Source organism: Pseudomonas sp. Irchel s3a12, from assembly GCF_900187485.1.
GTDB classification, from domain to species: Bacteria; Pseudomonadota; Gammaproteobacteria; order Pseudomonadales; family Pseudomonadaceae; genus Aquipseudomonas; species Aquipseudomonas neuropathica.
In genome coordinates this window covers 185,063-197,635 of the sequence record NZ_FYDN01000009.1, presented here as the reverse complement: position 1 = coordinate 197,635, position 12,573 = coordinate 185,063, and the positions used below count along the sequence as shown (strand labels likewise).

Sequence of the window (12,573 nt, the reverse complement as noted above, 5' to 3'; positions counted from 1 at the left end):
TCCGGCACAGTCGTGGGATGCTTTGCGCCCTGTCAGTGGTTTTCGAGTGCCTTGATATGAAACGCAAAATGCCCGGCCTGAACGCACTCAAAGCGTTCGAGGTGGCCGGCAGCACCGGTAGTTTTACCCGCGCCGCCGAGTTGCTCAATGTCACCCAAAGCGCCGTCAGCCGGCAGGTGCGGCAATTGGAAGAACAGCTCGGCGAGAGTTTGCTGGAGCGCCGCCATCACCATTTGGAGCTGACCGGTGCCGGCAAGATCCTCCTGCGGGCATTGCACCAGTCATTCGACAAGATCGAGCTGACAGTGCGCAGCATTCAGCAGAAAACCCACTCCAACCGCTTGCATATCAATGCGCCGCCAACCTTTACCAGCCGCTGGTTGATGCCGCGTCTGGGCCGTTTGCGCGAGCAACACCCGGAGCTTGAGTTGAGCATCACCACACGCTTGCAGGACAGCCTCGCGGAAACCAGCACGCTCGATTGTGCGATCCGTTTTGGCGACGGCGAGTGGGACGGTCTCGACAGTTCATTGTTGATTCAGGAGCGCCATATCGCCGTGTGCGCCCCCTCTCTGTATGCCCGCGAAAGTGGCGAGTCGGGCATTGATCTCAATCGCCTGACGTTGTTGCACGTATTGGCCAGGGAGGATCAGCGTTATCTGACCTGGAAACATTGGCTCGATGCGGCGCGGATCACCGGCGTGGATACCCAGGGCGGCTACGAGTTCGATCTACTGGATCTGGCGATTCGGGCGGCGACCGATGGTCTGGGCATCACCATTGCCGACTGGCACATGGTCGCGGCCGAGTTGGCCAGCGGGCAGTTGACGCAAGTGCTGAATGTGCATGTGGAGGGGCACCAGTCGTATTGGCTGGTGACCCGGCCGGAGCAGACCGAGATGCCGCAGTTGCAGGTTTTTTCGCAATGGCTGCAAGAGGAAATCTGGCTGGCGCAGCGCCAGTTAGAGCCCTCGACCGCTGCTATCTGAGTCAGCCCAGATTCCCTTGTAGGAGTGAGCCTGCTCGCGATGGCGGTCTCTCAGCGAAAAATATGTGACTGACCACCACCATCGCGAGCAGGCTCACTCCTACAGGGGGTTTATGCTGATACGGGGGTAACCTGCATTTTTCGAATGTTCCACCGCCCGATAAATCGTTTGTTCAACCCGCCATCGATGACAAGACTAGTTGCATTGATAAAAACAAACGATGGGCGATGCACATGCGAACCGAGCGAAATTTTGTTAACGGCCAATTTATCGAGCCTGCCAGCGCGGCGCTGATCGCGGTCTACAACCCTGCCACCGAAGCGTTGCTCGGCCATGTGTCGGGTGCCACCGCCGAAGAAGCCACCGCGGCGGTCGATGCGGCGGCAGCGGCACAAAATGTCTGGGGCAAACTCACCAGCATCGAGCGCGCCGAACATCTGCGAGCCTTGGCCACCGCCCTTGAAGATCGCGCTGAAACCATCGGTGCCGCACTGGCCGCCGAATCCGGCAAAAGCGTTAGCGATGCCAGCAACGAAGCCCGTTACGCCGCGCAGATCACTCGCTACCACGCAGAGTGGGCGCGCCGTATCGAAGGCGAAATCATCCCCAGCGACAGCCCTGACGAAAACCTGTTTCTGCACCGCGAGCCGATCGGCGTCGTTGCCTGCCTGATCCCGTTCAACTACCCGGTTTACACGTTGCTGCGCAAAATCGCCCCGGCGCTGATCGCCGGTAACACCGTGGTGGTGCGCCCGAGCAACAACACACCGACCTCGGCATTTGAAATTGCCAAAGCGGTGCAGCAATCGGGCATGCCGGCCGGTGTGATCAACATCCTGACCATGGATCACGCCACGGCAGCGGCCGTTTGCACCCATAAAGCCGTGGGCCTTATTACCCTAACCGGCAGCGTCAACGCCGGGCGCATCGTTCTCGATTATTGCAAGGCAAACATCGCCAAACCTTCGCTGGAACTGGGTGGCAAGACCCCGGCGATCATCGAAGCGGATGCCGACCTGGAAGCGGCCGCGACAGCAATCATCGCGTCGAAAACCACGCATTGCGGCCAGTTGTGCACGGCGGTAGAGCGTGTATATGTGCAGGAAAGTGTCTACGACCGGTTCCTCGCACTGCTCAAGGCCAAAATCGCTGCAGTGAAATTCGGCGACCGCGCCACCGACGCCCACCTGATGGGACCGCTGGTCAACGCCAGTTCGCAGCGGAACATCCACGCTTTGGTCGAGCGCGCCATCGCTGCCGGCGCGACGCTCGAAAGCGGTGGCGTGTTGCCGCAAGGGCCGGGGCATTTCTATCCGCCGACTCTGCTCAGCGGTTGCCGTCAGGACATGGAAATCGTCCAAGAAGAAATATTCGGTCCGGTGCTGCCGGTGCTCAAGTACTGCGACATTGATGAAGCGCTGGCGATGGCTAACGATCATCAGTTCGGTCTGTCATCGGTGCTCTACACCGAGAACTACCGGACCGCACAGAAAGTCGCCAACGCCATCGAAGCCGGCGAGTTGTACGTCAATCGCACCCCGGCCGACCCGTATCAGGGCTACCACGCCGGCTGGAAACGCTCGGGCCTGGGCGGCGATGACGGCAAGCACGGCATGCTCGAATTCACCCAGACCCGACTCGTGGTCATGAAGTACTGATCCACCGCAACACGCCTCACGCTGCACCTATAAAAACAATTATCAGGGGCGCCCGGAGCACGGGTCGCCCGAGGTCACTTCAATGTCCAAGCATGCATCCTCTGCTGCCGCTGTTCAGGGTTCCACGTCGGCTGTGAAAAGCCAGAGCGACAAGGGAAGTCGCTATTTCCAATTGATGTTGCTGGTGCTCGCCGCCGGCGCAATCTATCCGATTCTCTATCTTCGTCAGGTCTATCAAACGACCATGCTCGAGGTGTTCCAGATCAACCACAGCGAGCTGGGTTATTTGTACTCGATGCTCGGCACGATTTTTCTGCTCAGCTACTTGCCTAGCGGTTGGCTGGCCGACCGCATTGCGCCGCGCTTTCTGATTTTCTTCTCGCTGGTGGCCACCGGTGCTCTGGGCCTGTGGTACTCGACGGCACCGTCGATGAGCGGGCTGATGATCATCTTCGGTTGCTGGGGGGTGACCACCGGTTTGACCTTCTGGGCCTCGGTGCTCAAGCGCGTGAAGATGATTGCTCATCACACGGAACAGGGCCGGTTCTTCGGGATTCTCGACGGTGGTCGCGGGCTGGTTGAGGCGTTGCTGGCGACGGTCGCGCTGGGTCTGTTCGCGTTTGCCACGGAGACACGGGGCGAGTCGACCGCCGAAGGCTTCAAACACGTGGTTTATCTGTATGCCTTCACCTGTATCGCCATCGGTTGCTTGCTGGTGCTGATCAAGGACCCGAAGTCGATGGAAGACACGCCCGCGGTGGAGAAGGGCAAGTTCAATCTGCTCAGCGATCTGGGCACGCTGGTGAAGATCCCGGAGCTGTGGCTGGTGACCGCCATCGTGTTCTGCGGGTATCACATCTTCTGGGCGACCTACAGTTTCTCCGATTACTTGCAAGGCAGCGGCATGACGGCGGTCATGGCCGGCACCATCACCACGATCAAATTGTGGATGCGCCCGATCGGCGGCATCGGTGGCGGCTGGCTGGGCGACAAATTCTCGAATATCTCGGTGCTGATCGTCGCGCTGCTGCTGGCCAGTCTGGCCATCGTCGGGCTTATCGTATTTCCGGGACTCAACAGTATGGGGCTGCTGATCGGCACGGTGATTTTCATCGGTCTGATGACTTACGCGATTCGTGGTCTGTACTGGGCGATTCTCGACAGCTGCAACATTCCGCTGCGCATCACCGGTCTGGCCATCGGCATCGTCTCGGTCGTCGGTTACATGCCGGATGCCTTTATCCCGCTGATCAACGGCTACCTCACCGAGCACTTTCCCGGCGCCCTCGGCTACAAGCTCTACTTCGGCTACATCGCGACTATCGGTCTGATCGGCACCCTCGCTGCTGTGACCTTGCGTGCTCGAATCAATCGTCAATCTTCGAAAAAAGCAGGTGCCTGAGATGAAAATCATCGCCCTTGAAACCCATATCGTTGCCGTACCGCCACCGCACATCGGCGGCATGTACTGGCTGTTCGTCAAGCTGAAGACCGATTGTGGCATTGAAGGTGTCGGCGAGATCTACGCCGCGACCTTCGGCCCGAAAGCCATGTTGCCGATTATTGAGGACGTGTTCGAACGCTACCTGCTCAATCACGATCCGCACCACATCGAGCGCTTCTTTCGCCAGGCGTATTCCAGCGGATTCACCCAGCGTCCCGATCTGACCATGATGGGCGTGGTCAGCGGTCTGGAGATGGCCTGCTGGGACATCATCGGCAAAGCCGCGAACAAACCGGTTTACGAGTTGCTCGGCGGCAAGGTCAATGAACGTCTGCGTTCCTACACCTACCTGTACCCGGTCAACAGCCGTGGCGAGTACGACTACGACGATCCGGATCTGGCCGCCGAGTGCGCGATAGAGAACATGAACAAGGGCTTCACCGCCGTGAAGTTTGATCCGGCCGGCCCTTACACCGCGTACTCCGGGCACCAGATTTCGCTGGAAGTGCTGGAGCGATGCGAAACCTTCTGCCGCAAGATTCGCGAAGCAGTCGGCGACAAGTGCGACCTGCTCTTCGGCACCCACGGGCAGATGGTGCCCTCGTCGGCAATCCGCCTGGCCAAGCGTCTGGAGAAATACGACCCGCTGTGGTTCGAAGAGCCAGTGCCGCCGGGGCAGGAAGAGGCCATGGCGCAGGTCGCGGCGAAGACCAGCATCCCGATCGCCGCTGGCGAGCGCCTGACCACCAAGTACGAATTCTTCAAGCTGTTGCAGGCTGGCGGCGCGTCGATTCTGCAGATGAACGTGGCGCGCTGCGGCGGTCTGCTCGAAGCCAAGAAGATCGCCAGCATGGCCGAAGCCTACTACGCGCAAATCGCCCCGCATTTGTACAACGGGCCGATTGGCGCGGCGGCGAGTTTCCAGTTGGCGACCTGTACGCCGAATTTCCTGATTCAGGAAAGCATCGAGACGTGGGGTGGCTTCCACGCGCAAGTGCTGACCAAACCGTTGCAGTGGGAGGACGGCTACATCATTCCGTCCACGGAGCCGGGCCTGGGGGTTGAGCTGAACATGGACGTGGTGCGCAAGCATTCGCCGTACACCGGCGAGCGTTTGCACCTGCAGATGGCGCCGACCCCGGTGGACGTGAAAGACAACTCACCAGCTCGCGGCTGACAGAGGCTTTAATTGCCAGGCCAGTCCCCTGTTGACGTGAGCTCGCTCGCGAACCGACGGGGTGTCAGGCAATGAAACTGCAAGCTGACAGGCAGTCTTCGCGAGCAAGCTCGCTCCCACAAGGGCGGCGAATTTTGTACAACGACTTACGCGGTAACCGTGCATGACATACGACTACATCATCGCTGGCGCTGGCGCCGCTGGCTGCGTGCTGGCCAACCGGCTCTCGGCCTCGGGCCAATACACCGTGCTGTTGCTGGAAGCGGGCGGCAAGGACAGTTCCCTGTGGTTCAAGATTCCGGTCGGCTTCGCCAAAATGTATTACAACCCGACCTTCAACTGGATGTATTACAGCCAGCCACAGAAACAACTGAGCAACCGCGAAATCTATGCACCGCGCGGCAAGGTGCAGGGCGGCTCCGGCTCGATCAATGCGATGATCTACGTGCGCGGCCAGGCTCATGATTTTGATGATTGGGCCGCCAATGGCAACGACGGCTGGGGCTTCAAGGACGTGTTGCAGTACTTCCGCAAACTGGAAAATCATCCACTGGGTGACAGCGAATATCACGGTAGCAGCGGCCCGATCAGTATTACGCCGATGAAGGGCCAGACCCATCCGATCTGCGATGTGTTTCTTGAGGGCTGCTCGGAACTTGGCTATCCGCGCAGTGAAGATTTCAACGGAGCGAAGTTCGAAGGGGCGGGTCTCTACGACGTTAACACCAAGAACGGTCAGCGCTGCTCCAGCAGCTTCGCGCACCTGCATCCAGCACTGAAGCGGCCGAACCTGACGGTCGAACACTTCGCGTTGGTGGATCGGGTGTTGTTTGATGACGCGCAACAACATGCGACCGGGATCTCGATTACTCAGCATGGCGTGGTACGAACCTTCACCGCACGCAAGGAAGTGATCTTGTGTGCAGGTGCCGTCGACACACCGAAGATCCTGCAACTGTCCGGCGTGGCGGATCGTGAGCTTCTGGCCAAACATCAGATTCCCTTGGTCAAACACCTGCCGGCAGTCGGGCAGAACCTGCAGGATCACCTGTGCGCCAGCTATTACTACAAGGCCAATATCCCGACGCTCAACGATGAACTGAGTTCGCTGTTCGGTCAGTTCAAACTCGGCGTGAAATACCTGCTGACGCGCAAGGGCGCCCTGGCCATGAGCGTCAATCAGGCCGGTGGTTTTTTCCGTGGCGACGCGCAGCAGAATCATCCGAACCTGCAGCTGTATTTCAACCCGCTGTCGTACCAGATCCCGAAAAACAACAAGGCCAGCCTCAAGCCTGAGCCGTATTCCGGCTTTCTGCTGTGCTTCAATCCGTGCCGGCCGACCAGCCGTGGGCATATCGAAATCGCCTCGAAAAATCCCCGGGATGCGGCGCTGATCGATCCGAATTACCTGAGCACGCAAAAGGATATCGACGAGGTGGTTCAAGGCAGTCGCCTGATGCGCAAGATCATGAATGCGCCGGCGCTAAAGTCCATTACCGTTGACGAGGTTTTGCCTGGGCCGGCGATAGAAACAGACGAACAGATGTTGCAGTACTTCCGTGATAACTGTGGCTCGATCTATCACCTCTGTGGTTCGTGCGCGATGGGCGCTGACGAGCAGACGTCGGTGGTCGACAAGCGGCTGAAGGTGCACGGTTTCCAAGGGTTGCGGATTGTTGATGCGTCGATCTTTCCGAACGTGACATCGGGTAATACTCACGCGGCGGTGTTGATGGTGGCGGAGAAGGGCGCGGATCTGATTTTGCAGGATGCGTAATGAGTGGTGACAGTTGCGCGTGAGGGTTTTCAGCCGTGTGCACTAGGCTTTTGAGGGGCGGTCGATAGTCAGATCGGCCGGTCTTTCAAGGAGCCTCGGATCATGGATGATCTGGTCAAAGAAGTTATTCCGCTGTTGCAGTACCTGATTCCCGGTTTTTTGTCGGCGTGGATTTTTTATTCGCTGACGGCTTTCAAACGACCCGATACGTTTGGGCAGATTGTGCAGGCGCTGATTTTTACGTTTGTGATTCAGGGCGCGGTATTGGGGATTGGGGCAATTTGTCTGTGGGTGGGTTCGAAAGGCTTTTCTTTAGGGAAATGGGATGCTCGGGCGGAAGCATTGTGGGCATTTATTGTTTCAGTATGTCTCGCCGGGCTTTTCTGTTATTTGGCTTCAAACGGGATGTTGCATGTGTGGCTACGCAAGCGACACCTGACACGCAAAAGCTCCCATCCTAGCGAGTGGTACAGCGCTTTTGAACGACAGGATCGCCTTGTCACTTTGCAACTGAATGACGAGAGGCGATTGTTTGGCTGGCCTTTGGAGTGGCCTTCCAGTCCCTCGGAGGGGCAATTTATCTTGCTGAATCCACAATGGCTTGGCGATGGTGGCGAGGTGTTTACTTTTGGCGCCGAATTAATGGTGATAGATTCCTCAAAAGTTCAGTGGGTCGAATTCAATTCTGTCGAGGAGGTTGTTTCATGAGCGCAAAAGCACCCAATCCCATGCCACCTCACGTGGCACGTCTCTTCGTGGGCCCAGACGGCAAGCCATTGGCAAAACCCCTGGTTAAAGGACCCAGTGCGCCTCCACCGCCAAAGCGCTAATCAGCGTCGCCAGTCACCTGGCCCCACCCCTCAGCCACCGCCCGGCGAATCGCTTCCAGCAACATCGCAAACGCCGGGTTGTCGTTGTTCTCCCGCCAGATCAGATGCAGCTCGCTCTGCACCCCTTCGCCCAAATCGATATCGCGAAAGACTACATTTTTGAACACCACACTGGTGGCGCAACGCGGCACCAGTGCCAGGCCCATGCCCGCATTGACCAGTGCCAATATCGTCAGCGACGACCCCAGCCATTGCACATAATCCGGCGCAACCCGGGCTGAACGCAGCATGCCGGTCAGCAATTCGTTGAACGGCGGATAAGCAGCGTGGGAGTACATCAGGAAGGGTTGTTTATCCAGGTCATTGACCGACACTTCAGTCGCCGTTGCCAATGGATGTCCGCTTGGCACTGCCAGCACAAACGGCTCGCGCACCAGGCACTCGGTGGCGTACCCCGGTTCCAGTAGCGGCGCGCGGGCGATGCCCAAATCGATGCGTCGCGCGCGCAGGGCTTCGTGCTGCTGGTAAGTGTTCATCTCCGACAGATCGATTTTCACCTGCGGTTGTTTCAGGCGCGCCTCGGCAATCACCTTAGGCAGAAATTCATACACCGCGCTGCCGACAAAACTGATGTTCACCGTACCGATGTCGCCCTCTGCGAACCGTCGGGCAGTGACGGCTGCTTGCTGTGCGCGCTCCAGCAGGTTCTGTGCTTCGATGAAGAATGCTCGGCCCGCTGCGGTGAGAGCGACGCTACGAGTGCTGCGGGTAAACAGTTCGACACCGAGGTGATGCTCAAGCAACTGAATCTGCCTGCTCAGTGGCGGCTGGGTCATGTTCAGTCGCTCAGCGGCGCGGCGAAAGTTGAGTTCGGTGGCGACGGTGGTGAAGCAGCGTAGCTGGGTCAGTTCGAACATTGATCTAATCCGGGTATCAATCGAATGCCAAGTTAGATTAGGCGGGATCAATGATCGCCGTCCATGATCGACCCATCGCTTTACGCCATCCCTAAAAAAACAAGATCGGGAGTCGCCCCTTGAACACCCTCCAGAGTCCGCTGGACGTCACGGTTCTCGCCCGTGCCGCCGCCAAGGTCAAGCGCCACGTGCTGCCGCTGTTCGTGGTGATGTTCATCGTCAACTACATCGATCGGGTCAACATCGGTTTTGTGCGCAGTCACATGGAAACCGATCTGGGCATCGGTGCGGCGGCTTACGGCCTCGGTGCCGGTTTGTTCTTCGTTGGCTACGCGCTGTTCGAAGTGCCGTCCAACATGCTCCTGCAACGTTACGGCGCACGGGTCTGGCTGACGCGGATCATGTTCACCTGGGGCGCGGCCGCCATGGCCATGGCGTTCGTTAGAGGAGAAACCAGTTTCTATGTGCTGCGCTTTGTTCTCGGCGCGGCCGAGGCAGGGTTCTTTCCGGGGATCATTTATTACTTCACCCAATGGCTGCCAGCCTCCGAGCGCGGCAAGACCATGGCGGTGTTTCTCAGCGGTTCGGCGATTGTCTCGGTGATCTCCGGCCCGGTGTCCGGTGCGTTGCTGCACATCAGCGGCCTCGGCCTGCATGGCTGGCAGTGGATGTTCTTGATCGAGGGTGCCGCATCGGTGGTGCTCTGCGCATTTGTATGGTTCTGGCTGCAATCGCATCCGCGTCAGGCCAAGTGGCTGAGCGAAGAAGAGCGCGAAGCGCTGGTGGCGGCGATTGCCGAGGAGCAGCGCGCTCGTGAGGCGTCGCAGGTGGCCAAACCGTCGATGTTCAAGTTGTTGGCGGATCGGCAGATTGCGCTGTTCTGTTTCATCTACTTCTCCATTGCCCTGACCATTTACGGCGCGACGTTCTGGCTGCCAAGCATGATCAAGAAGATGGGCAATCTCGGCGACTTCCAGGTCGGCCTGCTCAATTCGATTCCGTGGATCATTTCGATTGTTGCCATGTACGGTTTCGCGGCGATGGCAGGCAAGTGGAAGTTCCAGCAGGCGTGGGTCGCGCTGACGCTGGTGATTGCGGCGATCGGCATGTTCATGTCGACCACCGGCGGGCCGATCTTCGCCTTCGTTGCCATCTGTTTCGCCGCCATCGGCTTCAAGGCTGCGTCGGCGTTGTTCTGGCCGATTCCGCAAAGCTATCTGGATGCGCGCATTGCCGCTGCAGTGATCGCGTTGATCAACTCCATCGGCAACCTCGGCGGCTTCGTTGCGCCGACGGCGTTCGGCATCCTCGAAGAAACCACTGGCTCCATTGAGGGCGGTCTTTATGGCCTGGCGGCGACGTCGCTGGTCGCGGCGGTGGTGATCTTTTTCGCCCGCACGGCGCCGGGTGCCAAAGGTAAAACCCCGGCAAAGCCGCATGACGAGACCGCCGTTGTCGTGACGGCCAGCCCGGCCGCGAGCCATTGAATTGATTGTCGATCTGTCAGGAGCGTTATCTTGAAAATCACCCGCGTAACTGTGACTCCGATTGCCTTTCGTGATCCGCCGCTGCTCAACGCCAGCGGCATCCACGAACCCTTTGCCCTGCGCTCGATCATCGAGATCGAAAGCGATAACGGCTACATCGGCCTCGGCGAAAGCTATGGCGATGCCCCGGCGCTGGCGATCCAGCAGCAGTTGCAGGCGCAACTGATCGGTCTCGATCCGTTCAACCTCAACCAGTTACGCGCGATCGTGCAGGCCACCGTTGCCGCCAACAAACCCGCCACTATTGCCGGTGCCGAACTCGCGCCCGGTTCTCATGCCAGCAAAGCGGTGAGCAATGCTTATTCGGCGTTCGAAGTAGCCTTCCTCGATTTGCAGGCGCATTACCTGAATGTGCCGCTGGTGGACCTGCTCGGTGGCGCGATTCGCGATCAGGTGCCGTTCAGCGCCTATCTGTTCTTCAAGTACGCGCAGCATGTCGATTCGCCCTACAAACCGGACAACTGGGGCGAAGCACTCAGCGAGCAGCAGATCGTTGCGCAGGCCGCGCGGATGATCGAGGCGTACGGTTTCAAAAGCATCAAACTCAAGGCCGGGACGTTGCCGCCGGAGCATGAAGTGGCGTGCATCAAGGCGTTGAAAAAGGCCTTCCCCGGCTACCCGTTGCGCATCGATCCGAACGGCAACTGGTCGCTGGAAACCTCGATTCGCATGGCCGAATTGCTCGGCGATGATTTGCAGTATTACGAAGACCCGACCCCGGGCCTCGACGGCATGGCCGAACTGCACAAGCGCACTGGTCTGCCGCTGGCGACCAACATGGTGGTCACCGATTTCGACGAGTTCCGTCGCAGCGTTGCGCAGAACAGTGTGCAGATCGTGCTTGCCGATCACCATTACTGGGGCGGCCTGCGCGACACGCAAACGCTGGCGAAGATGTGCGATGTGTTCGGCGTTGGCGTGTCGATGCATTCCAACTCGCACCTGGGTATCAGCCTGATGGCGATGGCGCATGTCGCGGCGGCGGTGCCGAATCTGGATTACGCCTGCGACACCCATTACCCGTGGCAGGAGCCGGATGAGGAGGTGATCAAGGGTGGCAAACTGCCGATTGTCGATGGCTGCGTGAAGATCACCCGCGCGCCGGGGCTTGGGCTGGAGCTGGATCATGAGCAGTTGGGCAAGCTGCATGATCAGTATCTGACGTGCGGGATTCGTCAGCGTGATGATGTGCGGCAGATGCAGCGCTACAAGCCGGACTGGAAGGCGGTCAAGCCACGGTTTTGAGGTGTTTGATTTGACGCCATCGCGAGCAGGCTCACTCCTACAGTTGGAATGCGCTTCCCTGTAGGAGTGAGCCTGCTCGCGATTGGCGTCCTCATGTTCACAACGTTTTTACCAGCCAATCCCGAAACGCTTTCAGCGACGGCAAATTCTCATTGCGCGGCGGATACACCAGGTAATAGCTGCGCCGACTGGTAATCGGCTCGCCCAGTTGCAACAACTCACCACTCAACAACTCATCCTCAACCAGAATCCGCGGCACCAAACCCACACCAATATTGGCCCGCACTGCCTGAATCAAGTGCGAAGTCATTTCAAAGCTCGGCCCGATGCGCATGCTGCGGTGCGGCAGACCTTGATGGCTGAACCACTCCGCCCACGCCTGGGCATTGCTGCTGACATTGAGCAGCAGTTGCCCGGCGATGTGTTGTTCGGCGTCGTCGCGTTCGGCGTCGGACAACTGCGCACTGGCGATCACCACCAGTTCCTCGGTGTGCAAGGGCAGGGCGGTCAGCCCCGGCCACTCCCCGCCGCCGACGCAGATTGCCGCATCGATTTCGCTGGTGTCGAAGTCGATCGCTTCGATACGCGAATGCAAATGCACGGTCATACCCGGGTGCGCGGTGTAGAAATCCTTGAGTCGCGGCAATAGCCACTTCGAGCCGAAAGTCGGCAGCGTTGCCAGGCGCAAGCTGTGAATGCCCGAGCCAAATGCCATGGCCTGCAAGGTCGCGCTGCGAATCTGCCCAAGCGCTTCGGCGAGTTCGCGCTGATACATGCGCCCGACATCGGTCAGCACCACTTGCCTGCCTTCGCGCGTGAACAAACGCATGCCGAGCATCTTCTCGAGAATCTGCACCTGACGGCTGACCGCACTCTGCGTCAGCGACAGTTCGTGGGCGGCGCGGGTGTAGCTTTCATGGCGCGCGGCGGCCTCGAAAGCCAGCAATAACGACATGGAAGGAGTGAGCGTGCGCGGATTCATTCGTAAA

At 59.0% G+C, this 12,573-nt stretch carries 10 protein-coding genes; 8 read left to right on the top strand and 2 right to left on the bottom strand.

From position 1 onward, the window contains the following. Window positions 1–56 precede the first annotated feature (56 nt). The 6 genes from CKW14_RS16905 (at window position 57) to CKW14_RS16880 (ending at window position 7,753) form a co-directional block, all read left to right on the top strand. Window positions 57–989 carry a LysR substrate-binding domain-containing protein gene (locus CKW14_RS16905; protein ID WP_095050028.1) on the top strand — a complete coding sequence of 311 codons (933 nt, stop codon included), beginning with the start codon at window positions 57–59 and terminating at the stop codon, window positions 987–989. Window positions 990–1,222: 233 nt separating this feature from the next. After that, complete coding sequence (gene aldA / locus CKW14_RS16900; protein ID WP_095050128.1) at window positions 1,223–2,647, top strand: aldehyde dehydrogenase; 1,425 nt, start codon at window positions 1,223–1,225, stop codon at window positions 2,645–2,647. 82 nt (window positions 2,648–2,729) lie between these two features. Next, window positions 2,730–4,049, top strand: coding sequence for a nitrate/nitrite transporter (locus CKW14_RS16895; protein WP_095050029.1), 1,320 nt, complete (start codon window positions 2,730–2,732; stop codon window positions 4,047–4,049). Between the two features lies 1 nt (window position 4,050). Further along, window positions 4,051–5,268, top strand: a complete 1,218-nt coding sequence (locus CKW14_RS16890; protein WP_095050030.1) for a mandelate racemase/muconate lactonizing enzyme family protein — start codon at window positions 4,051–4,053, stop codon at window positions 5,266–5,268. 163 nt (window positions 5,269–5,431) lie between these two features. Further along, window positions 5,432–7,045, top strand: a complete 1,614-nt coding sequence (locus CKW14_RS16885; RefSeq protein ID WP_095125713.1) for a GMC family oxidoreductase — start codon at window positions 5,432–5,434, stop codon at window positions 7,043–7,045. 102 nt (window positions 7,046–7,147) lie between these two features. Beyond that, window positions 7,148–7,753: a DUF6338 family protein gene (locus tag CKW14_RS16880; protein ID WP_095050032.1), complete on the top strand. Its 606-nt coding sequence runs from the start codon at window positions 7,148–7,150 to the stop codon at window positions 7,751–7,753. 118 nt (window positions 7,754–7,871) lie between these two features. Here CKW14_RS16880 and CKW14_RS16875 read toward each other — a convergent pair whose 3' ends face one another. Then, the gene (locus tag CKW14_RS16875; RefSeq protein WP_095125712.1) at window positions 7,872–8,792 is read right to left on the bottom strand and encodes a LysR substrate-binding domain-containing protein; all 921 of its coding nucleotides are present in this window, start codon (window positions 8,790–8,792) and stop codon (window positions 7,872–7,874) included. Window positions 8,793–8,911: 119 nt separating this feature from the next. On the opposite strand from CKW14_RS16875, the gene CKW14_RS16870 reads away from it, so the two are divergent. Both CKW14_RS16870 and CKW14_RS16865 read left to right on the top strand, forming a co-directional pair. Beyond that, window positions 8,912–10,279 (top strand): MFS transporter, encoded by a 1,368-nt coding sequence (locus tag CKW14_RS16870; protein WP_095125711.1) that lies wholly within the window; start codon window positions 8,912–8,914, stop codon window positions 10,277–10,279. A gap of 30 nt (window positions 10,280–10,309) precedes the next feature. After that, entirely contained in the window at window positions 10,310–11,584 is a 1,275-nt protein-coding gene (locus CKW14_RS16865) for a glucarate dehydratase family protein (RefSeq protein ID WP_095125710.1), read from the top strand. 97 nt (window positions 11,585–11,681) lie between these two features. On the opposite strand, the gene CKW14_RS16860 is transcribed toward CKW14_RS16865, so the two are convergent. Continuing rightward, window positions 11,682–12,566 (bottom strand): LysR substrate-binding domain-containing protein, encoded by an 885-nt coding sequence (locus tag CKW14_RS16860; RefSeq protein WP_095125709.1) that lies wholly within the window; start codon window positions 12,564–12,566, stop codon window positions 11,682–11,684. Window positions 12,567–12,573 lie beyond the last annotated feature (7 nt).